This window comes from Saliphagus sp. GCM10025317 (genome assembly GCF_042663665.1).
In the GTDB taxonomy this organism is placed as follows: domain Archaea; phylum Halobacteriota; class Halobacteria; order Halobacteriales; family Natrialbaceae; genus Natronosalvus.
The window spans coordinates 594,907-619,948 of the sequence record NZ_JBHTAQ010000007.1 but is presented as its reverse complement, the minus strand read 5'-3'; the positions used below and the strand labels follow the sequence as shown (position 1 = coordinate 619,948).

At 65.0% G+C, this 25,042-nt stretch carries 20 protein-coding genes; 10 read left to right on the top strand and 10 right to left on the bottom strand.

The annotated features are described in order from the left end of the window. Positions 1–82: 82 nt before the first annotated feature. Positions 83–1,057 carry an NAD-dependent epimerase/dehydratase family protein gene (locus tag ACFQS4_RS17640; protein ID WP_500194930.1) on the bottom strand — a complete coding sequence of 325 codons (975 nt, stop codon included), beginning with the start codon at positions 1,055–1,057 and terminating at the stop codon, positions 83–85. 286 nt (positions 1,058–1,343) lie between these two features. Between ACFQS4_RS17640 and thsB the strand changes: the two genes are divergently transcribed. The 4 genes from thsB to ACFQS4_RS17620 all read left to right on the top strand — a co-directional run bounded on the left by thsB (position 1,344) and on the right by ACFQS4_RS17620 (position 5,985). Continuing rightward, on the top strand, positions 1,344–2,996 hold the full coding sequence (gene thsB, locus ACFQS4_RS17635) for a thermosome subunit beta (RefSeq protein ID WP_500196659.1): 1,653 nt from the start codon (positions 1,344–1,346) through the stop codon (positions 2,994–2,996). A gap of 209 nt (positions 2,997–3,205) precedes the next feature. Next, entirely contained in the window at positions 3,206–4,480 is a 1,275-nt protein-coding gene (locus ACFQS4_RS17630; protein WP_500194927.1) for an ABC transporter substrate-binding protein, read from the top strand. Further along, positions 4,473–5,228: an ABC transporter ATP-binding protein gene (locus ACFQS4_RS17625; RefSeq protein ID WP_500194925.1), complete on the top strand. Its 756-nt coding sequence runs from the start codon at positions 4,473–4,475 to the stop codon at positions 5,226–5,228. Before ACFQS4_RS17630 ends, ACFQS4_RS17625 begins: the two co-directional genes overlap by 8 nt. Continuing rightward, positions 5,221–5,985, top strand: a complete 765-nt coding sequence (locus tag ACFQS4_RS17620; protein WP_500196657.1) for an ABC transporter permease — start codon at positions 5,221–5,223, stop codon at positions 5,983–5,985. The genes ACFQS4_RS17625 and ACFQS4_RS17620 overlap by 8 nt, the downstream gene beginning before the upstream one ends. A gap of 13 nt (positions 5,986–5,998) precedes the next feature. Here the strand turns inward: ACFQS4_RS17620 and ACFQS4_RS17615 are convergent, their stop codons facing one another. The 3 genes from ACFQS4_RS17615 to ACFQS4_RS17605 form a co-directional block, all read right to left on the bottom strand. Next, positions 5,999–6,826, bottom strand: a complete 828-nt coding sequence (locus ACFQS4_RS17615; RefSeq protein ID WP_500196655.1) for an ABC transporter permease — start codon at positions 6,824–6,826, stop codon at positions 5,999–6,001. 62 nt (positions 6,827–6,888) lie between these two features. Then, the gene (locus ACFQS4_RS17610; protein ID WP_500194922.1) at positions 6,889–7,956 is read right to left on the bottom strand and encodes an ABC transporter substrate-binding protein; all 1,068 of its coding nucleotides are present in this window, start codon (positions 7,954–7,956) and stop codon (positions 6,889–6,891) included. Between the two features lie 301 nt (positions 7,957–8,257). Further along, a complete protein-coding gene (locus tag ACFQS4_RS17605) occupies positions 8,258–8,560 on the bottom strand; it encodes an amphi-Trp domain-containing protein (protein WP_500194920.1) in 303 nt (100 codons plus the stop codon). 334 nt (positions 8,561–8,894) lie between these two features. Here ACFQS4_RS17605 and ACFQS4_RS17600 point away from each other — a divergent pair, with 334 nt between their 5' ends. Further along, the gene (locus ACFQS4_RS17600) at positions 8,895–9,998 is read left to right on the top strand and encodes a sodium:calcium antiporter (RefSeq protein WP_500194918.1); all 1,104 of its coding nucleotides are present in this window, start codon (positions 8,895–8,897) and stop codon (positions 9,996–9,998) included. A 204-nt stretch (positions 9,999–10,202) separates the two neighbouring features. Beyond that, positions 10,203–10,496, top strand: a complete 294-nt coding sequence (locus ACFQS4_RS17595; protein WP_500194916.1) for an ArsR/SmtB family transcription factor — start codon at positions 10,203–10,205, stop codon at positions 10,494–10,496. A 17-nt stretch (positions 10,497–10,513) separates the two neighbouring features. Here ACFQS4_RS17595 and ACFQS4_RS17590 read toward each other — a convergent pair whose 3' ends face one another. Continuing rightward, positions 10,514–11,656 carry a sodium:calcium antiporter gene (locus ACFQS4_RS17590; protein WP_500194913.1) on the bottom strand — a complete coding sequence of 381 codons (1,143 nt, stop codon included), beginning with the start codon at positions 11,654–11,656 and terminating at the stop codon, positions 10,514–10,516. Between the two features lie 303 nt (positions 11,657–11,959). Here ACFQS4_RS17590 and ACFQS4_RS17585 point away from each other — a divergent pair, with 303 nt between their 5' ends. Together ACFQS4_RS17585 and ACFQS4_RS17580 are read left to right on the top strand one after the other, a co-directional pair. Continuing rightward, positions 11,960–13,060: a sodium:calcium antiporter gene (locus ACFQS4_RS17585; protein WP_500194910.1), complete on the top strand. Its 1,101-nt coding sequence runs from the start codon at positions 11,960–11,962 to the stop codon at positions 13,058–13,060. A gap of 186 nt (positions 13,061–13,246) precedes the next feature. Next, a complete protein-coding gene (locus ACFQS4_RS17580; protein WP_500194907.1) occupies positions 13,247–14,941 on the top strand; it encodes a PQQ-dependent sugar dehydrogenase in 1,695 nt (564 codons plus the stop codon). Between the two features lie 273 nt (positions 14,942–15,214). Here ACFQS4_RS17580 and ACFQS4_RS17575 read toward each other — a convergent pair whose 3' ends face one another. The 4 genes from ACFQS4_RS17575 to ACFQS4_RS17560 form a co-directional block, all read right to left on the bottom strand. Further along, entirely contained in the window at positions 15,215–17,119 is a 1,905-nt protein-coding gene (locus ACFQS4_RS17575) for a plastocyanin/azurin family copper-binding protein (RefSeq protein WP_500194903.1), read from the bottom strand. Positions 17,120–17,261: 142 nt separating this feature from the next. Further along, positions 17,262–18,650 carry a cupredoxin domain-containing protein gene (locus ACFQS4_RS17570; RefSeq protein WP_500194901.1) on the bottom strand — a complete coding sequence of 463 codons (1,389 nt, stop codon included), beginning with the start codon at positions 18,648–18,650 and terminating at the stop codon, positions 17,262–17,264. 5 nt (positions 18,651–18,655) lie between these two features. Beyond that, a complete protein-coding gene (locus tag ACFQS4_RS17565) occupies positions 18,656–20,377 on the bottom strand; it encodes an outer membrane protein assembly factor BamB family protein (protein WP_500194898.1) in 1,722 nt (573 codons plus the stop codon). Positions 20,378–20,380: 3 nt separating this feature from the next. Continuing rightward, positions 20,381–21,235 carry a hypothetical protein gene (locus tag ACFQS4_RS17560; protein ID WP_500194895.1) on the bottom strand — a complete coding sequence of 285 codons (855 nt, stop codon included), beginning with the start codon at positions 21,233–21,235 and terminating at the stop codon, positions 20,381–20,383. Positions 21,236–21,724: 489 nt separating this feature from the next. Here ACFQS4_RS17560 and ACFQS4_RS17555 point away from each other — a divergent pair, with 489 nt between their 5' ends. Together ACFQS4_RS17555 and ACFQS4_RS17550 are read left to right on the top strand one after the other, a co-directional pair. Then, complete coding sequence (locus ACFQS4_RS17555) at positions 21,725–22,282, top strand: hypothetical protein (RefSeq protein ID WP_500194893.1); 558 nt, start codon at positions 21,725–21,727, stop codon at positions 22,280–22,282. A 219-nt stretch (positions 22,283–22,501) separates the two neighbouring features. Further along, a complete protein-coding gene (locus tag ACFQS4_RS17550; protein ID WP_500194891.1) occupies positions 22,502–24,499 on the top strand; it encodes an ABC transporter ATP-binding protein in 1,998 nt (665 codons plus the stop codon). 10 nt (positions 24,500–24,509) lie between these two features. Here the strand turns inward: ACFQS4_RS17550 and ACFQS4_RS17545 are convergent, their stop codons facing one another. Further along, positions 24,510–24,947 (bottom strand): hypothetical protein, encoded by a 438-nt coding sequence (locus ACFQS4_RS17545; protein WP_500194889.1) that lies wholly within the window; start codon positions 24,945–24,947, stop codon positions 24,510–24,512. Between the last annotated feature and the right edge of the window lie 95 nt (positions 24,948–25,042).

Genomic DNA, 25,042 nt, shown 5'->3' with positions numbered 1-25,042 from the left:
AACTCGGCGAACGTCGGTCGAGAATCGTTCTTGAGGGCGTTCACCGGCGAGAGGGGTACTCGAGTTCGGCCAGCAACAGCGGTTACTCGAACTCGGCCAGAATCTCCCGCGTGGCCGCGCGGACGGCCTCGTCGCTCGAGCGCCTGGGTTCGAACCCGAGCGCGGACAGTTTCTCGACCGAGAGGCGCATCTTCGGGACGTCACCAGTCCAGCCCCGGTCGCCGCCGGTGTACTCGAACGTTGGATCGAGACCGAGTTCGTCGGCGACGATGGCCGCGATGCGGTCGACGGAGGTGGTCGTCCGGGTACCGAGGTTGAAAGTGTGTATCGCTCCCTCCTCGTCGCCCTCGCTCGAGGTGTCCCCGTCCCCGTCCACTGCGCCGGCGTGAGCGACGACGTGCTGAATCGCAGTCAGGCAGTCCTCGACGTGCAGGTAGGACTTCTCCTGGCGACCGTCGCCGAGGATGGTGAGTATCTCGGGGTCGTCCCGAAGTTTCTCGATGAAGTCGGGGATCACGGCCCCCCGGAGTCGCGGGCCGACGACGTTCGCGAAGCGGACGTTCCATACGGTGAGCCCGTGGATGTGGGCGCACGCCGAGAGGAGCCCCTCGTCGGCGAGTTTGCTCGCCCCGTAGGCGCTAATCGGCTCGAGCGGCGCGTAGTCCTCGGGGGTCGGCCGGGGTGCTTCGCCGTAGACCGTCGACGAGGAGGTGTAGACGAGTTCGGGAACGTCGGCATCGGCCATCGCCTCGATGACCGTCCGGGTCATCCGCGTGTTGTCGTCGTACTGGCCGTGCGGGCGGTCGGTGTCGACGTGTTTCGAGGCCGCGAGGTGATAGACGCGATCGACGTCGTCGAGCAGGCCCTCGAGTGAGTTAGACGCGGTCAGGTCGACCTCGACGAACTCGGCCTCGGACGGGACGCGGTCGCGGTCGCCGTTCGAACAGTCGTCGACGACCGTCACCGTCTCGCCGGCCTCGAGCAGGGACTCGGTCAGGTGAGAACCGATGAAGCCGGCCCCTCCCGTCACGAGCGAGTGGCGCGTAGCGCGTTCCATGGGTGCCGTTGATGGGAGCGACAGTAATCGCTGCCGATTCGAGCGGGGGGAACGCCATCTTCTCGCCCGACGACCGTCCGGTGCACTTATATAAAAGACGGCGGGTTAGACCTCCAATTGCTACGATTGACTGCGTCAGAGAGTAGCAAGGTCTGCGGACACGGGCCACTCCTTCCGGCGGTTTTATCGATTTCGATCGGCCGGAGGGAACGCAACTCGAGTACGCGTTAAACGGTATTTTTATATAGAAGGGCAAACAATGATTCGAGCGACTATGAGTCAGCGAATGCAACAGGGACAGCCGATGATCGTGATGAGCGAGGACTCCCAGCGCGTCAAAGACCGCGACGCGCAGGATTACAACATCCAGGCCGCTCGAGCGGTCGCGGAGGCCGTACGCTCCACACTCGGCCCGAAAGGGATGGACAAGATGCTCGTCGACTCGATGGGCTCGGTGACGATCACCAACGACGGGGTCACCATCCTCCAGGAGATGGACATCGACAACCCGACGGCCGAAATGATCGTCGAAGTCGCCGAGACCCAGGAGGACGAGGCGGGTGACGGCACGACTACCGCCGTCGCAATCGCCGGCGAGCTCCTCAAGAACGCCGAGGACCTCCTCGAGCAGGAGATCCACCCGACGGCCATCATCAAGGGCTTCCACATGGCCGCCGAGCAGGCCCGCGAGGAGATCGACGACATCGCGACCGAGATCGACACCTCCGACGAGGACCTGCTCAAGAAGACTGCCGAAACCTCGATGACCGGCAAGGGCGCCGAGGTCAACAAGGAACACCTCGCCCAGCTCATCGTCGACGCCGTCTCCGGCGTCACCGTCGAGACCGACGAGGGCGACAGCGTCGTCGATCTCGAGTTCCTCAACATCGAGACCCAGACCGGTCGCGCCGTCGACCAGTCCGAACTCCTCCAGGGAGCCATCGTTAACAAGGATCCCGTCCACGACAACATGCCCACCGAGGCGACGGACGCGAACATCCTCCTGCTGAACGACCCCATCGAGGTCGAAGAGACCGACGTCGACACCGAAGTCTCCGTCACCGACCCCGACCAGCTCCAAAAGTTCCTCGACCGCGAGGAGAAACAGCTCAAGGACAAGGTCCAGCACATCGTCGACCTCGGCGCGGACGTCGTCTTCTGCCAGAAGGGCATCGACGACCTCGCCCAGCACTACCTCGCGAAGGAGGGCATCCTGGCCGTCCGCCGAGCCAAGAAGAGCGACCTCGAGTTCCTGACGGAGGTCGTCGGGGCTTCGATCGTCTCCGACCTCGAGAGCGCGTCCGAGGACGACCTCGGCTTCGGTGACGTCACCCGTGACGACGAGGACGACCTGTTCTACGTCGAGGGCGACGACGCCCACGGCGTCACCCTCCTGCTTCGCGGCTCCACCGAGCACGTCGTCGACGAACTCGAGCGCGGCGTCAACGACGCCCTCGACGTGGTCGCCCAGACCGTCTCCGACGGCCGCGTCCTCGCGGGCGGTGGCGCAATCGAGGTCGAACTCGCCTCGCGCCTGCGCGACTACGCCGACTCCGTCTCCGGCCGCGAGCAGCTGGCCGTCGAGGCCTTCGCGGACTCGCTCGAACTCGTCCCCCGCGTACTCGCCGAAAACGCTGGCCTGGACAGCATCGACACGCTGGTCGACCTCCGCGCAGCCCACGAAGACGGCGAGATCCGCGCCGGCCTGAACGTCTTCAGCGGCGACGTCGAGGACACGTTCGAGGCTGGCGTCGTCGAACCGGCCCACGCCAAAGAGCAGGCCGTGACCTCCGCCACGGAGGCCGCGAACCTCGTGCTCAAGATCGACGACATCATCTCCGCTGGCGACCTGTCGACGGACAAGGGCGACGACGAGGGAGGCGCCCCCGGTGCCGGCGGCATGGGCGGCGGCATGGGCGGCATGGGCGGCATGATGTAGAACTCGCCCGGCGACACCTACTGCTCGATCGAACCGCTCGCGACCGATCACGTTTTTTGCCTCGACACGTAACCAGCGATCGGTATCGTCGACTGTAACGGCGGTCGAAAGAGAGAGCTCTTCGCGAAACGCACTCGAGACGAACACCCGCCGAAATCCGTCGGGTAACCGCTCCGATTTTATGGCGCTGGACGTCGTAGCCCGACTCGATGGACGTCCGGGAGTTTCCCGTCCTGAGTGACGGGGATCGAGCGCTGGTCGACCGGCTCTCGGCGGGCCTCGGCGAGAACGCCGGTCGCGTTCTGGCGTACCTGTTGTGTCGGTACGAGGACCCCAACCTGGAAAACGCTGCGACGTCGACCGAGATCCGCATCGGGACCGGACTGAGCGAGTCGGCGGCCAGGGAGGGGCTGGACGAACTCGAGTCGGCGAGGGTCGTCGATCGGACGACCGTTCGAACGGCGTCAGCCGGGCGGCCGCCGAACGCCTGGTCCGCGAGAGACCGGCCGGTGCCGACGATCCGCCGAGCGTTCGACCGACACGCGGACCGGCTGCTCGAGCAGGGAGGGCGCTTCGACGAGCGCGACGCGGGAACGGATCGCGAGAGGTGTAGCGAAGTCGGAACGGAGGCGCCCGACGAATTCGTCGTCGGACTCAACTGGCGGGCGAACGCGCTTCACCTCCCCCTGTTCGCCGCGCAAACCAGCAACGCCGGACGCCTCGCGATTTCGTTCGAGGAGTACGACGGCTCGAGCGCCGCGGCCAGCGCCGTCGCGGCCGGCGACGTCGACCTTGGCGTCGCCGGCGCCGCGACCGTTCTGCGCGAGCGCGCTCTCGGTCGACCGATCGTCCCCGTGGGCGTCCTCTTTCCGCGCTCGACGGCCGTCATCTACGCGACGCGGGAGGCGTTCGGCGGCCCCTTCGATCGGATCGGCCGACTACGCGGCCGGCGCCTCGGAACGTCGGCGTCCTCGGAGACGGAACTGCTCGGCCGACTCATGCTCGAGCAGGCGGGCGTTCGCGAGGCGGTCGAAATCGTCTCACTCGAGGGCGAAGAGCGGGAGGCGCTAGAAGCGGGGACGGTCGACGCCGTCACGGGAATGTACCCCGACCCACAGCGCCTCGATCGGGACGGACGGACGACCGACGCCCTCACGATCGCGGACCAGTTCCCCGTGTACGGTCCGACGCTGATCGCGACCCGCAACGGACTCGCCGCCGACCGGGAGCGCCTGACGACGTTCCTCGCCGCGGCGACTGACGGGTGGGCCACCGCGAGGGCCGACCCGTCGGTGGCAGCGGCCGACGCCGCCGAGTGGTCGGCGGAATCGCCCGACCGGATCGAGCGGACGTTCGACCGAGCGGCGGCCCGTTTCGGCGCGACCGAGACGGTGCGAAAGCGAGGGTGGGGGTGGCACTCGCCGGCGGCATGGCGCGACCTTCGAACCGCGCTTTCCCAGGGCGGGGTGTTCGACCGTGATTGAGGTCGCCGACGTCGCCGTCGCCTACGAGAGCGTGACCGCGATTCGGGACGTCGACCTCAAGGTCGACGCCGGGGAGTTCGTGACCGTCGTCGGACCCTCTGGGTGCGGGAAGACGACGCTGCTGCGGACGATCGGTGGACTCGAGGAGCCGACCCGCGGGCGGGTGTCGATCGCCGGGCGCGATCCGGCGTCCTCCCAGCGCGAAGCGAACGTCGGATTCGTCTTCCAGCAACACACCCTGTTTCCCTGGAAAACGGCGCTCCAGAACGTGACCTTCCTCCGGACGATGGCGGGCCGAGAGCCGGCAACCGACGAGGCGCGATCGCTGCTCGAAACCGTTGGCCTCGAGGGATTCGAAGGGGCGCGCCCGGCGGCGCTCTCGGGCGGGATGAAACAACGGGTCGCGATCGCGCGGGCGTTACACCTCGGCGCTGACGTCCTCCTGCTGGACGAACCGTTCGGCGAACTCGACGAGATCACCCGGGACGAACTCGGCGTCGAGATTCGAGAACTCTGGCGCCGGGAGCGCAAGACCGTCGTCTTCGTCACCCACAGCGTTCCGGAAGCGGTCTTTCTGGGCGATCGCTGCGTCGTGATGCGGGACGAACCCGGTCAGATCGAAGCGATCGTCGACGTCGACTTGCCCAGCCCCCGCGACGAGGCGGTTCTCAGCTCGCGGGCGTTCCAGGAACGGGTCGCAACCGTACGGCGGATGCTTCACGAGGTCGACGACGATGGCGATGGGTGAGCGCGTGCGAACCACGGCGGCGGACGTCCTCTATCCCGTCGGCGCGCTCGCCGTCGGCACCGCGCTCTGGTGGACGACTGTAGCGGTGCTCGAGGTGCCGCAGTTCCTGTTACCGCCGCCGGACGCCGTCGCGGCGCGGCTCGTCGCGAACCCGCACCTCTACCTCGACAACGCGTGGCTCACGCTCGAGAAGGTCGCCTACGGCGGCGGCCTCGGTGCGCTTGCCGGGTTCGTCCTCGCGATATTGATCGACTCGCTACCCTGGTTCCGGCGGTCGGTCTACCCCTACCTCGTGACGGTGCGCGTGATCCCGAAGATCGCGATCGCCCCGCTGCTGTTGATCTATCTCGGCACGGGGATGGGGGCCGCGGTCGTGTTCGTGGCGCTCATCGCGTTCTTCCCGCTCGTCCTCAACACGGTCGCCGGACTCGGCCGGACGCCGGACGAACAGCGAGACCTGTTGCGGTCCGTGAACGCTCACCCGGTCGATACGTTCGTTCGGGTTCGGCTCCCGTACGCCCTCCCGGACGTGTTCGCCGGGCTCAAGCAGTCCACGACGCTCGCGGTCGTGGGGGCGGTGATCGCCGAGTGGCTCGTCGCCGACGGCGGACTCGGTTTCTTGATCCTGCTGGCTGCCGAGAACGTGCGGACCGATACGATGCTCGCGGCGCTACTCGTCCTGCTCGCCGAGGGACTCGTCCTCTACGGCGGCGTGGTCGCGCTCCAGCGCGGCGTCGATCGGTACGCCGCCGCCTGAGGCGACCGCCCGATCACGTCGTCCAGATGCGCCGTTCGAGCAACGCCGGCAGGAGGTAGAATCCGACGCCGACCAGCGAGAGCACTGCGAGCGCGGCGTAGGACGTCGCGGTCTCGAGCCGCGTCGCGCTGTAGAACACACGATAACCGATTCCCGATCGAAGGGTGACGAACTCCGCGACCACCGCTCCCACGACTGCGAGCGTCGCGGCGATCTTGAGGCCCGCGAAGACGCTGGGGGCGGCCGCCGGAACTCGAACCCGCAGGAACGTCTCGAGCGACGACGCGCCGACGGACGCCGCGAGATCGAGGAACGCCGATGGCGTCGAGCGCAGTCCGTCGAGCGTCGCTATGGTCATCGGAAACAGCGTCAGCGTCGCGACGAGCAGCGCCCTCGCGGGGATTCCCCGCCCAAACCAGAGGAACAGCAGCGGCGCGACGGCGATCAGCGGAGCGATGCGTAGCGCGACGACGTACGGGAGGATCGTCCTGGCGGCCGATCTCGAGCGAGTCATCGCGAACGCTAGCACCAGTCCGACGGCGGCGCCCCCTCCCAGACCGAGCGCGGCCGTCGCAGCGGTGACGGCGGCGTCGGCGAGGAGCGTCGGATACCCTTCGACGAGCGCCGCGCCGACGTCGATCGGCGAAGGCAGGATGACGGTGGGCACGTCGTAAACGACCGTCGCTCCCTGCCAGAGCGCGAGCACGCACGCGAGCGTCGCGAGCGGCGGTCCGACACGAACGAGGCCGGGACGGACCCGGTCGACGACGATCGATCGGCGTTCCGGCGTCGAAATCACCGCCTCTCGCCGGGTACGCCGTTCGCGGTTCCCGTCGGTCATGACTCGAGGAGCGTTCCGGGCCGCGTCGGGCCGGTCGGTAGCGTCGTCGTTGGCACGCCGAATCACTCCGTGGCGAGGTCCGCGTACTCGCCGATGTGCTCGTAGTCACCGTCGAGATACTCGTTCTCCCACACTGACCCGGGGTCGATCTCGTCCGCGAAGAAGTCGGCGGCGGCGAGCGTTTCGTAGGTCGACTCCCACGGTTCGGGCTCGCTCCATCCCCAGCCGTGATCGCGAACGGCCTCCGAAAGCATGTACTCGGTGCGCATCAGCTCCCACTTCTCGCGCTGGTTCTCGCGGACCTCCTCGAGTTCGGGCTGTGCGTCGACCACGACGTCGATCGCATCGTCCGGGTTCTGGGTCGCCCAGACGGCGCCTCGAGCGGTCGCACGCAGGAACGCCCGTACCGCGTCCGGGTCGTTCACTGCGAACTCCTCGCTCGTCGCGACGAGGTGGCCGTACGACGGGACCGCCTCCTGAACCGAGAGCGAGTCGATCTCGACCCCCTGCTGCTCGGCGTCGACCACGTCGCCGAACACGCCCCCCGCGGCGTCGACTTCGCCCGTGAGCACCTGCTGGACGGTGTCGAATCCGCTGTCGACGTACTCGACGGACTCGCGGACGCCGTGGTGTTCGAGAAACGCCTCGGTCATCTGGCGGACCATTCCGGGACCGCTACCGATGGTGGTCCCCTCCAGTTGCGAGGGATCCGACAGCCCGTCGAAGCGCTCCCGGGGCGCGAAGACAACCACCGGGTTGTGCTGCATCACGATTCCGACCGCGAGCGGGGAGAGTTCGCGGCTGTTGACGTTGAGGATCTGATCGCTGCTCGTGATCGCGAACTCGACGTTCCCCAGTCCGGCTTGCTGGGCCGAAAAGTCCGACCCATCGCCACTCTCGATGGTCACCTCCTCGATCCCTTCCGCCTCGTAGAAGCCCCGATCCGCCGCGACGAAGTACGGCGCGTGAAGCCCGCTCGGTTTCCAGTTGAGCAACAGCCCGACGCTGTCGACGTCGGGCTCGAGCGATTCCTGCGCGCTCGGACCGTTCTCGGCCAGACACCCTGCCAGGACGGTGCTCGCGACTCCCCCCGCCGTCGCCGCGAGGATCGTTCGTCTCTCGAGTCCCATAGTGCCAATCGACCACCCGGAGGGGTAAAAAACGATTTCGTGGAATGTTTAAATGCCAGCGCCTTATCGAGGGTATTCGTAGCGTTGTATGCTACTATGCAACACATTCTTGAACGTTTAATGATCTTTTTCTGCAGTAATTACTGGAAGTCGAATCTCGAGAGGCGCCGCGGCTCGCGGTCCTGGCGGACGTCCGCATCGCCCGCTCGGAGCAGCCTCGGAGCGCTGCCCTGACGCGCGTCGCGATAGGAGCGGACGCTCCGTCGACACCGCTTGTGCTCGCAACCGTCGCGAAAAAGCGCTATCGGACGGAGATGTTCCGGTTTTCGACCGACTCGGAGAATTCGAGTTCGATCTCGAGTTCCCCCTCGTGGCGTTTCGCGAACTCGATCTCGACTTCGATCGGTTCGCGGTACTCGAACGGAATCTCCCAGTCGGACGCGCTGATCGTCAGCGACGTGTCCGATTCGATCTGGTCGGCGAGTTCGCGCAGGAATGCCGCCGTTTCTCGACGGGAAAGATACACCTCTCGCTCGAAGAACCCATCGGTGATTGTCCGTCTGTCGTCGTCGCGATCTTCGGGAAGCGTCACGCGGTCGCTCATACAATAGTATAACACGACTGTCGGTATAAATATGGTCGAGTGACCTACGAAAGGATGATGAATTACAAGATAGATGATATCTAATCACGAGTCGGTGTCATTCCAGTTGGACGTGGACCAGAGTCGATCCAGTCGGGCGTGGGGGAGACGTACGGCCAGCGACCGATTTCAGCTGTCTACCGGAGACATGGCCGATAGTTGACGGTGTGGAGACGTCGAGCGGATCACTCTAGTCCAATCAGTCGGCTCGCCGTTCGTCTCCGTGTAGAGATTTTCAGCGGAGGACTATACCCGGCATGATAGGTATTTGGTGGCACTCGACGTGCGTGGCCCCATGGTCGGGGAACTGATCGAAGCGTTCGTCGAATCGCAGGGAGCGTGGTTCGCGTACCTCGTCCTGCTCGCCGGGGCGGTCTTATTGACCTACAGCGTCGAGAAGCTCATCAGTTATCTCACTCGAGCGGCGCTCGGGCTCGGGGTATCCGTCTTCGCCCTCGCCATCGTCTTCACCGGTTTCGAGTTCGACGATACGGCCATCGCGCTCGTCTTTGGAGCCGGTGGGCTGGAGCAGGTTGCGCTCGGAACCGCACTCGGAACGGGGCTCGCGATCACCGGCATCACGCTGGCAGTAGCCGCGTTGGTCGAGCCCTTTCCGGTCGAGATTCCTCGCGACTACCTCCTGCTGTTCGCGCTGTCACCGCTGGTCTTGGCCCCGTTCGTTCTCGTGAGTACGCTGACGATCGTCCACGGGTTCGTTCTCACAGCGATTTTCGTTGCCCTGTTCGGGTACATCGTCATCCGCGAGTTCCAACGCGATGTCCCGGTCTTCCGGGATTCGGAGATCGCCGAACGGATCGAAGCCGACGGCGGCGTTCCGATCGATCGAATCACTCTCGAGGACGTGGACATTCGGACGGTACTCGAGGACATTCCAGAAGACCGGTTCGTTGCGGGTCAGCCGTACGAAGGCGTTTTCTGGCTCGGATTATCGCTGGTAGCGCTGATCGGCGTCGTTGCGGGAGCAACTCTCCTCGAAGCCAGTTCAGAGGTGATCCTCGAGTCGTGGGGTATCGAGGAGACGGTCTTCGGCGCGACCGTAATGACACTCGCGTTGACGTTCGAGAACCTGCTGTTAACGCTCGAACCGGTCCGTCGCGGGATCCCCGAAATCGGGATCGGACACGTCATCGGGAGCGTGATCTTCTCAGTGACGGCGAACGTCGGAATCATCATGTTCGTCGCGGACGTGGTGATTCCCCGGTCCGTGCTCGTCTTCCACCTCCCCGCGGTGCTCATCCTCACGGGGCTCGCCGCGTACTTCATTTCGAGCGGGCGAATCCGACGCTGGCACGGCTACGTGCTGGCTGGGCTGTACGTCGCTTACTGGGGGATCGCCCTCCTCATTTTCGGCGGCGTCCCCATCCCCGATCCCCTCTAACGTACTGAAAACGGCAAGAGATCTCTGCCGTCCGCGGTTCACCACGCGCAGACTGTTACTATCCCACTCGACTTAGTTCGAGGAGTCCCGCGACACGGTAGCGGCAACAACCGGGCTCGGCGACCTCGGGCGCGACCAGCGCGCACTTCAAACAGTCACGAAAACCGGCAAAATCCTTTGTATCGCAGGCGTCGAACCACGGTCATGACGCTCATCGACGCGCTTGGAAACGGCACGCGGCTGAAGATCCTTCGAGAGCTTTCGCAGCGACCGAAGTACGTCACTGAACTGACGGACTCGGTCGGGATGGACGGAAAGACCGCGGTGCACCACCTCTCGACCCTCGAGGAGGCCGGGATGGTGAACTGGTACATGCGCGGCAACCGGAAGTACTACGAGTTGAACCGGTCGCTCGAGTTGCGGATCGCTCCGCCGCCCGAACGAACGTTCGTCCTTCAGACTATGGAGCTGTCTCAGGAAGCGCAGTCGACCGAGTAGCGAGGCGAACGGTGAGATTACTCTCCCAGAGGTACCGTCGCGAAGAACCGGACGTTGACGAGGAGATAGAGGACGTACAGCCCGAGGAGGAGCACCCCGTGTTTGCGCGTCAGTTTCCCCCGCCAGAGCAAGTAACTCGCCAGTCCGGTGAACCCGAGGAGGACGGGAAGGTGGAAGAACACCGTCTCCGATCGGAACTGGATCTCGCCCAGCAGGCCGACGATACCGACGTTTGCGGTCACGAAGAAGAGCAGGCTGCCGATGACGCCCCCGACGGCGACGTCTGGGTACCCCAGCCGAAGCGGCTCGACGATGAGCAGGATGTCGTCGATGGTGAAGAGGATCGTGATGAGAGTGACGCCGACGAACGTACCTGTCAAGTGCCACGTCTCGAGGATTCCCTCGACGCCGATCGCCGCCCCCTCTGCGCCGATGACGATTCCAAGGACAGAAACCAGCAACATTGACGGCCAGAACCACTTCTTTCGGGCGAATCGCCGCAGCGGCGACGGAAGATCCCCCGCGACGTCGCGTTGCCCGTCCGGAACCGTGACGGCCCGCTTGACCTCCTCAGACTGCATGAACGTCCGGTCTATCTGGCGCTCGCGTTGGAGAACGTACGCGAAGATCACGACGTACATCATGATGAACATCATGCTGAGCGCGGGCGTCAGCGTCCCCGAGACGATCACCGGGATCAACACGAGCGGCGCAGCAGCCATCATTGCGAGATAATCGTTCGGAACGTCGATCACGAACGGAAAGAGGAGCGCACCGAGGGCGAGCGTCAGGCCGAAGATCGAAACGGCGTTGCCGATCGCGAGTCCGAACGCGACGTTTTGCATCTCTCGAAACCCCGTGAAGATGCCGAACGCGACGTTGTCGAACTCCCAACCGGAGAAGACCACCGCGAGCAAAAACGCCGAAATTCCGAACCGGACGGCGGTCCGCACGAGCGCGTGGATCAGCAACTCGATGCTCGCCATCAGGAGGATCGTTCCGGCGAGCAGCACCGCCACCGCGGTCCAGCCCGACACCTCGACCAGTTCGTCCTCGCCGGACTCGACGTCTTCTTGCGCTACGGCGACGCCCCCGCCCGCAGCGACGAGGAGTACCGCGGCGACCAACACAGCGCCGATTCGAACGCCCTCAGTCGTCATGATGCCTTTAGACGACGGAAACAACCTTATCGATTTGGTCCCGTATAGCGACGTTCATTGGACGATCGTACACGGAAATGCGTGTATACTCGTTCAGTGAACGAGTATACACGGGCCCTGACGCCGGCCCGCCATTGCCGGAGATCATCGGGCAAACGCCAATCGCCGGCGACTCGCATCGGGAACGGGTGCGGATCGACGTTTCGAACGCGTGCCGTCGTGACAGTACGCGGTGCGCGTCGGTGCGGTTCCGGTCGGTCGCGGGCGCCGAATTAAGTGTGCGCTCCGCATCTAGGCGCCCGTATGGTCGCGGGTGCTTCCGAACTGGTGATCCTCGTCGCGCTCTTCCTGGTGGGCGTGGCGACGGTCATCTACAGCGTCGAGGTGTTCATCGAGGCCGTCGCCCAGAGCGCCATCTCGCTCGGCGTCTCCGGGTTCTTTCTCGCGGTCATCCTCGCCGGAGTCGACCTCGAGAACGCGGTGCTCGGCGTCACCGCGGCCTTCGTCGACCTTCCGGCCCTGGCGCTGGGGACGGTGTTCGGAGAGGCCCTGTTCGTCCTCGCGGTCGCCGTCGGCATCGCAGGGCTGTTCGTGCCCTTCCGGATGGACGTCCCCCGTATCTACCTCCTGTTGATCCTCGTCGTTCCCCTCCCCGCGTTCGCGCTGTCGATCGACGGGACGATTGGCCGCGCCGGCGGGGCCGCGCTGCTCGTCCTGTTCGCCCCTCTGCTCGCCGCCATCTACTGGCTCGAGCGACGGTCGGAGACGACCTACCTGCTCGCGGAGGAGGTCGAGAACGTCGTCGACCTCGCGGAGGACCGCTCCGGAGCCGAGCCGGCCGTTCGGCCGGACGACGCGGCCGGGCCCGCGGTGGAGCCGGACGGCGACGGGACGGTGGCCGACGAGTGGCTGGCCGACGTGGACCTCGACGTGGACGAGTTCGTCCCGAACTTCGAGGGCCGGAGCGGCCGATTCGCGCTCGGCGTCGCCGTCCTCGCGGCCGTCGGCATGACCGTCGGGTCCGGAATCACGGTCGTCAGCGCCGAGGGGATTTTCGTCTCGCTCGGGGTCTCGGGACTCGCGTTCGGCGCGACAGTGCTCTCTTTTATCGCCTCGATCGAGGAACTGGCGTTGACGGTCGAACCGGTCAGGCAGGGTCGGCCGCACCTTGCGGTGGGAAACGTCGTGGGGAGTACGGTCTTCTACGTGACGGCCAACGTCGGAATCGTCGCCCTGTTGGCCCCGATCGACACCGGCGGCGCCGTTCTAACCGTCCACTGGCCGATCTTCGCGGCGTCGCTGATCGTCGTCGCGGCCATGCTGGCCCGGGGACGGGTGACCCGATCCGGCGGGGCGCTCCTGCTTGCACTCTACGGGGTCTACTGGATCGCGAACTACGCCTGAGGACGGAAAACTCCGCCGGTACGCGCCGTATACGGCGTTCTCAACGCCCTATTAGACGATAGCGTCTCGAACAACAGATCCTTGTTCGAGGAACGATCGGCGCTGTTTATCCCGAATCGTGTCCAGACTGATCCGCACGCAAATCGGCAGACGACGACACTCATCCGACAACGTATCCGACATATAATGTCAGAACAAGAGAACACAGGCCGGCCGACGGTTCCGGACGTGACCCGGCGGACGCTGCTCCGCTCGGCGGCGATCGGCACCGTGGCCGGTCTCGGGGCGACGGCGGCGGTAGCACAGGACGACAACGAGGACGGTTTCCTGCAAGAAGGACCGACCGTCGGACTCGAGACCGTCGCGGAGGAACTGACGGCACCGGTCGACTTCCAGGTCGCCGACGAGGAGACCGACCGACGGTTCGTCGTCGACCAGACCGGCCAGATCTACGTCCACGGCGAGGACGGCCTCGAGGACGAACCGTTCCTCGACATCTCGGACCGGATGGTCGACCTGAGGGAGGACTTCGACGAGCGCGGCCTGCTGGGACTCGCGCTCCACCCCGACTTCGAGGAGAACGGCAGGTTCTTCGTCCGCTACAGCGCACCCCCGCGGGAAGAGACGCCCGAGGAGTGGTCCCACACCTTCGTCCTCTCAGAGTTCGAGACCGAGGGCGACGACAACGAGTCGGCCGATCCCGACTCAGAGCAGGTGCTCCTAGAGATCGACGAGCCGCAGCCCAACCACAACTCCGGCATGGTCGCGTTCGGTCCGGACGGCTACCTCTACGTCTCCACGGGTGACGGCGGCGGTGCGAATGACAACGATGAGGGCCACGTCGAGGACTGGTACGACGAGAACGAGGGCGGCAACGGTCAGGATACGACCGAGAACCTCCTCGGTGCCGTCCTTCGGATCGACGTCGACGAAGGAACCGGCGAGGGGGAGGACGACGACGCCGGCGACGGGACCAACGACCGGGCGTACGGTATTCCCGAGGACAATCCCTTCGCCGAGCAAGGGGAGTTCGATTCCGACGAGGGACTTCCGGAGCAGTACGCCTGGGGGCTGCGCAACCCCTGGGGGAGCATGGATTTCCACGGTGATCGGATGCTGCTGGCCGACGTCGGACAGAACCTGTTCGAGGAAGTCAACGCGATCGAGAAAGGCGGCAACTACGGCTGGAACGTCAAGGAAGGTACTCACTGTTTCAGCACCGAATCGCCCGAGGAGGTTCCCGATGAGGAGGACTGCCCCGACGAGACGCCCGACGACGTTCGCGGCGGTGAGGAACTGATCGACCCGGTCATCGAGTACCCGCAGGAGTACGAGGGCGAACCTATCGGTGTCTCGATCATCGGCGGCCACCTCTACGACGGCGATACCGTCTCGGGCCTCGAGGAAACGTACGTCTTCGGCGACTGGAGCGGCCCACTGTTCCTCGCACGACCGCCCGAAGGGTGGCTCGAGGACGAGGGAATGGACGACGAAGGCGACGGGGACGACATCGGCAACGGCAACGACAACGAGACCGACGACGCAGGTAACGAAACAGACGCCGGCGGCGACGGAGATATGGATGCCAGCGGCGACGGCGAGGACGAGCTCTGGCCGATGGAGCGGTTAGTCGTCGAGGCGGACGATCTCGCCGCGGAGGGCGCGCTTGATCGGAACATCCTCGCGTTCGGCCAGGATTCCGACGGCGAGGTCTACGTACTCACTACCGAAAATACCGGCCCCACCGGTGAGACCGGCCAGGTCCACCGGATCGTCGAGGCGGATGGCGACGGTAGCGACGGTGACGCCGGTGCCGAGGGCGAGGATGAAGAAGCCGAGGAAGCCGAGGAAGCGGAGGAAGAGAAAGAGGAGGGCCGGTAACGAGACCGATGATGACTTCGGCGGCAACGAAACCGACGACGGGGACGACGCGTTCCTGTAGGTCGGATCACAGATCCGGGTTTAGCACCCGCCCTCCTCGTGGTTCTTTCTTCGCGAAAACGGAACCGCCGAAGAGCTATCAATCGCGCTGCCAGACAGCGAAGAGACGGTGACGGTCGGGTTAGTCCGCTCGCGGAATCCAGTGAGCAGTCCGCCGGCGGCGGTTCGATCGCCGTTCGATAACCGAACCTCCCCGAACGGCTCGGGGATCGGTTACGGCGACCACCGGAGAATCGCCGACTCCTCCGGCTGTTCGGGAGCGAAGTTGCAGATGAACAGGTCGTTACACTGGCCGGGGACCGTTCCGAACGCCACGTCAGAACAGAAGACGAGTCCGTCGTCGGCCGTCGCGACCGATTCGGTCTCCCCGTTAGAGGAGACTAGTACGACCGCGCTCTGGAGAATTGCGGCGACGTAGAGTAGCTCGTCGAGGGGGTGATACGCGAGCCCGTCCGCGCCGTGCACCTCCGGCCCCTCTACGAACGTCTCGCCCTCTCCCGCGCTTCCGTCGTCTTCGACGGGGACGCGCATGATCCGGCCGGCCTCCTCGCCGTCGACCTCGTCGTCGGTGACCGCGAGGAACACGTCGTCGTCCGGCGTGATGGTGAGCCCGTTGACGCCGAACGTCTCGGTGGAGAGGCGATCGTCCTCGAACCAGACCGCCGCTGCGTTCTCGGGATCGTCCGCGTCGAGCGGGACCTCGTAGACCACCCCGCCGAAAGACTCCGTGACCAGGAGCCGATCGCGCAGCCGATCGTGCGCGATCCCGTTCGGGACGGCCTCGTCCTCGACGCCGAGGATGGCGAACAATTCCGCGTCGGCGGTCTCGTCCAGTTCGTCGTCGGTCTCCGCATCCTCCGCGTCGGCGTCCACCTCCGCTTCCTCGTCTTCCTCGGCCTCCTCGCCCTCGGCTTCGTCGTCTTCCGCTTCGTCTCCGTTCGCCGCCTCGTCGTCGGTCTCGCGCACCGGCTCGCCGGCCTCGTCGAGCACCCACCAGACGTCGCCGATGCCCTGTCCGTTCGCATCGCCGGCTTCCTCGTCCTGGGCGAAGTAGTAAAGCGGCCAGCCGTTCGCAGCAACCTGCGTCTCCCCGTCCTCGCGCTCGAACGTCGTCAGTTCGGCCGAAATGCCGTCGCCGGCGGCCGGCTCCTCCTCGGCGGTCAGCGGCGGCCAGTTCTCCTCGCAGTCGTCGTAACACGCGCTTTCCCCTGCGTCCTGTTTGTCCTCGTCGAACATGTAGAGGGTCATTCCCTCCGAGTCGACGAGGATCTCGCCGAACTCGTCGTGGGAACTCGTCGCGACGGTAGCGTCAGCTTCGTCCTCGCCGTCGGTCTCGCCCCCGTCGTCCGATTCCGTTCCCGACGCGTCACGGGGCACTCGCCAGACGCCCGTTTCCTCTCCGGATTGCACCGCGGCGTAGGCCGTCCCGTCGGGAGCGACCTCGACGCCCAGCGTATCGCCGGGAAGCTCGCCGACCAGTTCGGCGTCGTCGAGGGACAGTCCCGTCTCCTGGGTCTGCGTCGCGGTGATCCGTCGGATCTCACCGGCGGTGATACTAAAGTACAGCGAGCCGTCGGGGTCCACCGCGAGGTTCTCTGCCGTCGGCTCGCCCGAGATGTCGACGACAGTCTCGATGTCCGGGCCGTCAGTTTCTTCCTCCGCTTCCGCTTCGTCAGCCCCTTCGTCACCCCCGACGATCTCGACGTCGCCGATCATCGATCCCCTGTGCGGTGCACAGAAGTACTCGACCATCTCCTCGGTGGCTTCGAACTCGACGGTCTGCGTTTCGCCGCGAGAACTCATGATATCGGTCGAGACGAGTCGTTCGTCCTCCTCGTCGACGATAACGAAATTGTGGGGTTCACCGTCTCCGTTCTCCCAGGTGACCGTGTACGTCGTACCGGCCTCCAGGACGAGCGTCGGATTCGTCTCCCCGCTGATCTCGTCGGGAGAAGCCCCCTCCCAACCGCCTCTGTCTCCGTCGAGTTCGATGTCGGTCGAGAGGGCATCCCCCTGGGTCGCGACTGCCGTACCCGCCCCGACCGCGACGCCCGTGGCCGCGGCTGCTTTCATGAACGTTCGCCTGAGTGTACCGCTCCAGTCGTTTTGGTAGGTCATTGTCACATCGTGTTCGTTCGTGTCGTGAGGTCGCTCGATTACTGGGTCAGTAACGTTCGACGCGCCTGTCGTGGTCCGTTATCCGCCGTTTTTGCTGGCCTGGCTGGGTTCCATCTGCGTACAAAAGAGGTGTTTTATCGACCTATTCCTCGTCAGACAGCTCGATTCCCTCTTGAAGCTGATGCAGGTACACGTCGCCCATGACGATGGGCGGCTCCTGGGTGGGGTGGATACCCTCCCCGCCGTTCTCCGCTTCCTCGCCGTCGTCTGCTCTGTCCCCGCCGTTCTCCTCATCTTCCGTTTCTTCCTCGCCGTTCTCCGCTTCCTCCCCGTTCCCTTCTTCGCCCGCTTGCACCTCGCCTGGATCTCCCTCTTCGGCTTCCTCTTCCGCTTCTTCGTCCGCCGTCCCTTCGTCGTCCCCGCCGTTCTCCGCTTCCTCGCCGTCGTCCGCTCCGTCCTCGCCGTTCTCCTCGTCCTCGCCGTTCTCCTCGTCCTCGCCGTTCTCCTCTTCGCCCGCTTGCGCCTCGCCTGGATCCCCCTCTTCGGCTTCCTCTTCCGCTTCTTCGTCCGCCGTCCCCTCGTCGTCCTCGCCGTTCTCCTCGTCCTCCGCTCCGTCTTCGCCGTTCTCCGCCGCATCTTCCTCGCTTTCGATCTCGATATCGCCGACCATCGTATCGTCGTGGGGGTCACAGACGTACTGCGCCATCTCGCTGGTGGCCTCGAACTCGAGCGTCTGCGTCTCGCCCTCTTCGGCCATGACGTCAGTCGAGTAGTCGTCGACGACCTCGCCGCCCTCGTCTCGGATTTCGATGTTGTGTCCCGCCCCGTCGGCGTTTTCCCACGTAATTTGGTAGGTTTCCCCTTCGACGAAGACGAGGGTCGGGTTGGACTGGCCGCTGATCACGTTGGGTTCGACGCCGGTCCACGCTTCGATCCGCCCCTCGAGGAGGATCTCGTCGGCCTCTTGGAACCCTTCCGCTGCGGGTTGGGGCTCCGGATACCGTCCGTCCTCTTCGCCAGCGCTCTCGATGAAGGAGAGCGTCTCGTCGCCGGTGGTATTCTGGTGGGCCCACACCTGGTAGAGCCGCTCTCCTTCCAGGGGTTCCTCGAATTCGATCACGACGTCCTCGTGAGTGCCCGCTTCGAGGAACTCGGAGGCGCCTTGAACCTGAACTGCGAGGACCTGCCCCAGATCGGGCATGGTCTCGAGCGGCAGTTCGTCGTGAGCGGCCACGGGATCCACGAGGGAGACGAAGCCACCATCGGGCAGCGTCACCGATTCGACCTCGACGGAGGACCCATCGGTAACCTGGGTGTCGACGACGACCTCGGCGAACTCCGCCTCCGTGCCGCCGTTGCCTTCCGCTTCGTCGGCTGCCTCGTCCCCATCTTCGTCGGCTTCCCCTTCGTCGTCTCCGAGAGCTCGTCCACTCAGCGCGGCGAGTCCCGCGCCCGCCGCGGTCGATCTGAGGACGGTTCGCCGGAGTACCTTCAGTTCTGTGTCGTCGGCTCGTTGATCGTGCATAGTCATGATTGTCACACCTCGACCGAGTACGCGGTCGCGACGCCGGATTGCTGGGTCGAAACGAAGACGAACACCTTCTCCTCGTAGGGATCGTGCCAGGCGACGGGCGATCCGTCGACCTCGCCGTCTTCGCCGCCGGGCTGGTCGGCCCACAGCCGTTCGCCGGTTTCCGTGTCGTAGGCGATGAAGTCCCCACCGCGGGTTCCGGCGAACGACACGCCGGACGCGGTCGACAGCGTTCCGCCTCGGGCGACTTCGTCGTGCCAGTCCTGCCACTTGACCTCACCGCTGACGGGGTCGATGCCAGCGACGACGCCGTAGAACCCGTTCCACTCCTCGAGGTACTCGGTCGTCTCGAGTTCGGCGACACCGGAGAAGCCCTCACCCGGCGGCTCGTACCACGTGTCCTCCCAGGCCCACCGCCACGGCTCGTTGTGTCCGGTGACGACCATCGTTCGGCTCTCCTGGTGGTAGGAACTGGGCTGGGGGTTCGTTCCGCCGCCCAGCCACGGCATGATCCAGGGCATCTTGTCCAGATCCTCCTTGCCCGGGATCGTCCACATGTTGTGGTGCTGGACGTACTCCTCGCTGCGCTGGACGAGCTGGCCAGTCTCGACGTCGACTGTGTGGACCCAGCCGGACTTCGGGGCCCACGAGGCGAGTCGTCGCTCCTCGCCGTCGACCTCGGCGGTGTAGACCAGCGCGGGGCTCGGCGAATCGTAGTCCCAGTAGTCGTGCGGCGCGTCCTGGTGGTGCCACCGGTACTCGCCGTCCTCGGTGCTCACCGCAACCTTGCCGGCGGAGTAAGGGTTCCACCCCGGTCGGACGGTACCGTACCACGGCGCCGCGTTCGCCGACGGGATGATGACCTGGTCGGTCTCGACGTCGACGGCCCCGGAGGCCCAGGCGGTGGCGCCGCCGTGCTTCCAGGAGTCGCCGACCCACTCCTCCTCGGGGGTCATGTTGACCCGCCACTGCGGCTCGCCTTCGAGCGATATCGCGTCGAAGAAGCCGCTGACGCCGTACTCGCCGCCGAAGCTGCCCTTCATGATCTTCCCGTCGTAGATGAGCGGCGGCCACGACGAAGTGGTCCCGCGGGAGCGCTCCCACATGAGTTCCTCGTGCATGAGGTCGTCGGCGGGCTCGCCCCGGTACGCACACGCGCCGTTGTAGTACCACACGTCCTCGCCCGTGTACCGATCTACGGCCATCACGCCGAGATCGAGGGTGCTCTTTATCACCCAGTCGCAGAACACGGCCGCGCCGCGCTCGGCGGGGGCGGTGTCGGGACTCGCCCCGACGGTCGGCTCGTAGATGTGCGACCAGAGGAACTCGCCGGTTCGTGCATTCAGGGCGTGTAGTTCGTCGGGCCCGAACGTGAGGTACATGATCGGGGGATCGCCCTGGACGATTATCGGCGAGTTCTGGTACGCCGTCATCGGCGGGTCCCCGTGCTCGAACTCCCACTCGACCTCGAGGTCCCCGACGTTCTCCGGGTTCAATTCGTCACCTGGATACCGTCGCTGGCTGTCATAGGAGCCGCCCATGATCAGCCAGTTGTCGGTTCGTTCGCCCGTCTCGTGGAGGTGTTCTTCCGTGATCTCTCCCTCGGTGATCTGATCGGTGTCGAACTGTTCGATATTCGACTCGCCGGGTTTCTCTTGGTACGGGCCCTCTCGGATTGCCTCAACGTCCTCCAGGTGATCCATTCCGTTTTGCAGCATTCGGTTCATTGTTCACACCTCCTCGTGCGCTTCGTCCAGCGGTTTTCGCATCTCGTCGTCGATCCAGGCGATGTCCTCGGCGAGGAACTCCTGACCGATGATCATGATCGCAGCGCCCACGGTGATCAGCGTCGTCAGGTCCTCGTCGCCGACCGTCCCCTCAGCGAGGCGTCTGGCAGCGTCGCCCATGAGGTAGGCGCCGGCGAGCATCGATTTGACGTCCCAGACGCCGCGATTGATCATCTCGTCGGTCACGAGCACCTCGTGTTGCCAGATCCACCAGTCGAGTCCGTCGATCCACAGCAGCGCCCCCTCCATCGCGCGGTGGTGCAGCGGCGCGACGGTCTCGTAGGCGACACCTTCGTCGTAATCGTCCTCGGCTTCGACTGGCGGGTAGTTGGGCGTCGGCTGCCACCACGACAGTTGCTCGCGGGCGGTGACGATGTTCGTCACGACAGCGAGTTGCTCGTCGTCGGGGAATCCGAGTTCGGACAACATCCCGGGTAACGAGTCCATTCGGAGCAACTGTCTCGTGGTCGCGTGGATATGTTCGGATGTGAACGCCGGGAGGTTTTCCTCGGCGCTCTCGAAGAACCCCGTCTCCACCAGGTGATCGTTGATCCGCCAGGCCGCCGGCGTCAGGTCCTGGTACGGCGTCTCTCCGTACTCCGGGACGCCGAGATTGCGGAGTTCAGGAATCCGCTCGAACTCGTCTTTCAACTCCGACAACTCCGTGGCGAGCAACGCTGCGTCGAGCGGTTCGGAGAGTCCCTCCTCAACTTTCCGACCCATCGCCGCTAATTCATCCGTCGCCTCGTCTTCGACTTCCGACCGAAGGTCGGCGAGGACGGGCCCGGAAACTGCCACGGGCGTCGAGATCCCTAGCGCCTCCTGGAATTGACGGCGATTAGCTTCGTTTACGACCCCGTAACTGTATCTTTTCTTAGGATTGGTACCGTAGGCCATGGCACATACTAACTCGCCATGCAGAGCGTATTAGTAATTTCCATCCACACACAATGTGTAATATATTGATTCAGTGAACGACTAGCACATTTATTTATTGATTATGGTTCAGGTAGTTACTGCCTTCCTCGAGTAGCGAACGCGAAATGAGCACCGTTCGAACGGCACACTGCCGAACGCCGGCCGTAACTGCCGAGAGGGATCCGTTAGCCGAAACCGACGAGAAGGCTGTTTCGCAGTCCATACCTTCGTGCTCATCGAAGCGATCGACCGTGGCTGACACTGTGATCTTCGCAGTCACCGTCACTCCGTTTCGGATGCCCGTGACGCGACATCTAGCTCGTTCTAGCGGTCCACAGGATTATGCGGTATTACGTGCCATCTTTAGGCATGGCCACCGACACGGGAATCCTCACTGCCGACCAGCGCGAAAATCTTCAGGGGGAATCCCAACACGACGAGACGGAACGACGGTACGTGAGAGAGCAAGTGCGAAACGCCATCGCCCGGGACGCCCTGGTCCTGTGGGAGAACCTTCAGCCCGACGATAGACGGTGGGTTTTCCGATCGACGGATCACGGATCGGTCGACAGGTCGGCAGACGCCGACGAGGATCGGAAAGAGGACCGCCGAGAGGCCCTCCCCGTCGGCTCCGGAGCGGCCGCCCTCCTCGCGTTCCTCTACCTCGGTCTGGAGGAGCCAAACACCGACCGGCAAACGGAGGGCTTCGAAGCCACCCTCGGAAACGCGATGGAGCGGGTAGCGAGACGAAACGGCTGGACGCTGGACGAGTTCGAGTTCACCGTTGAGTTCGATCGAGATCGGGATTTCGAGCAACTGCGACGCCGATTCAACGAGGGCACGGCGACGATCGAAGAGGCAACCGAGCTACTCCGCCACGACGTCATCACAAACGCAGAGTACGCCGGGTACGCCCAGACACGGTAGGAGACGGGTTCCGTCGCGTTTAGCGGGGGCGTACCGGGTTCGAAGAAGGCAGCGTCGGCTTCCAGGGACCCGACCGCGATCCCGACACGTACCGTCCGAGCGCCGCCGCGTCTCCCTCGACGTCGGCGCGTATTTTCCACGGATGGGCAGCCCATATCGAACAGGCACGTCCTTCCGAAACCGTGATCCGTTTACGTTCCGAAGCGGTTCGGCCATGTAGTGAGTACCCACGACGAAGACGAAACCCCGTTCGACGCCTACCGGGAGCACGTCGACCGGCCGCTCTGGCGACTCTTTCGCGAGTACGGGCCAGGTCGGCTGAGCTGGTTCAGCGTCGGCATGGTCGCCAACTTCCTGGCCCGAATGGCCAGCCTGGTGCCGCCGCTGGTGCTGGGGGCGGCTATCGACGCCATCTTCACCGAGGGTGGCGGGACCTACAGCCTCCCCGTCGTCCCCGACGCGTGGCTCCCGACGGAGAGCCTCGAGCAGTTCTGGTTCTCGATAACGGCCATCGCGGGCGCGTTCGTCGCCGTCGCCTTCTTTACCTGGATCTACGGGGTGTCGGCGAACCTCTTCGCCCACAGCGTCATGCACGCTGTCCGGGTCGACTGTTTCCGGAAGATGCAGAACCTCGACATGACCTTCTTCGACGACAAGCAGACCGGGGAGGTCATGGCCGTCCTCAACAACGACACCCAAAACTTAGAGCGGTTTCTGGACAACGCGCTGATGAACTCCGCCCGACTGCTCGTGATGGTCGGGGGCATCGCGGGCGTCCTCTTCTACCTGAACTGGCAACTGGCGACCGTCACGCTCGTCGCGGTTCCGGTGATGTTCGCCTTCACGCTGTGGTTCATGCGCGTCATCGAGCCCCGGTACGTCCGTCAGCGGTCCTCGGTCGGGTGGCTCAACACCCGCCTCGAGAACAGCCTCTCGGGGATGGATCTGACGAAGACGACCGCCAGCGAGGCGTACGAGGTCTCACGGGTTCGAAAGGCCTCGAAGCGGCTGTTCGACGACACGATGGCCGTCCTCAAGCTCTCGTACGTCTATCGACCGGGGATGGAACTGCTTGCCGGCCTCGCTTTCGCTGCGACCTTCCTCGTCGGCGGCCTCTGGCTCACGAACGGCGCGGCGCCGGGCCCCTTTTCGGGGACGCTCTCGGTCGGCAACTTCGTCACCTTCCTCTTTCTGACCCAGCGGATCGTCGCCCCACTCGCAGAGGTCTCGAACATCGTCGACCAGTACGAGAACGCGAAGGCCTCGAGCGAGCGCGTCTTCGGCCTGCGAGACATTCCCGTGTACGTCTCCGACCCCGACGACCCCGAGCCGCTCGAGGACGTCGCTGGTCGCGTCGAGTACGACGACGTGACGTTCAGTTACGCGAGCGGCGAGCGGCGGGCCGTCGGCGGGAGCGAGGCGTCCGGCGACGGGGGTCTCGGGAACGATGGTAGCAGTGCCGGCGACGGCAGCACCGGTGACGGCCAGGACGACGCAGAAATCGTCGTCGAGGACGTCTCGTTCACGGCGGAACCGGGCGACACCGTCGCCCTGGTCGGACCGACCGGCGCCGGAAAGTCGACCGTGCTCAAACTCCTCCTGCGACTCTACGACGTCGACGACGGTGAGATTCGGGTCGACGGCCACGACGTCCGCGACGTTCGCCTCGCGGAACTCCGGGAGTCCGTCGGCTACGTCAGCCAGGACACGTTCCTCTTCGACGGCACCATCGCGGACAACGTCCGGTACGGCCACTTCGACGCCTCCGACGAGGCCGTTCGCGAGGCCGCGAAGGCCGCCCAGGCCCACGAGTTCATCGAGGACCTCCCCGACGGCTACGAGACGCGGGTCGGCGAACGCGGCGTCAAACTCTCGGGCGGCCAGCGCCAGCGGATCGCCATCGCGCGGACGGTCCTGCAGGACCCCGAGATACTGATCCTGGACGAGGCGACGAGCGCAGTGGACACGAAGACCGAACTCCTGATCCAGCAGTCGATCGACCGCCTGACGGAGGGGCGGACCACCCTCGCCATCGCCCACCGTCTCTCGACGATTCGCGAGGCGGACGTGATCCTCGTCCTCGAGGGCGGCCGGGTCGTCGAGCGCGGCGACCACGAGGAACTGCTCGCGGCCGGGGGACGTTATGCGACACTGTGGGAGGCTCAGGCCGGGACGCTCGACGAAGCGCTCGAGGCGATGGCCGACGGTGGGGATTGAGACGGATCGGTCAGGTCCCCACCCGTCGAACGGACGCAACCAGGCGCCGGTGGAGGTCTCGGCGGATACCCGCTCGAGCGAGGACGACGACGGCGAGCGGGGTGGCGCTGACGAGGGTGAACAGGCCGCCGAAGAAGACGCCGCCGCCTGTTCCGGCGTAGAGCGTGTAGAGGCTGAGTGACGCCCACCAGAGCGTCAGCGCCCCGAGACCGAGCGCCAGCAACTGATCGACGCGGAGCCCAAGTCCTTCCCTCACCACGCCGACAATGACGAGGATTGCCAGCACACCCGGTAACACGAGTTCGGGGTCGATTGGCACGGAACCCAGTTTCGGCCACGACGGCCACGGCAGGGGCCGATTGACGAGCAGGACGACGTCGACGAATAGCACGAAGACCGCGAGCGCGACTTCGCTCCCTCGATACAGGGCGCCGGGCGGGCGAACCATCTCGTTTCTCACTCGTCAGATAAGCGTAAAAACATTTCCACGAGCCTGGTTCGCTCGAGTCCGTCAGTGGGTATCGAGGGGGCGGAGCAGCGCTC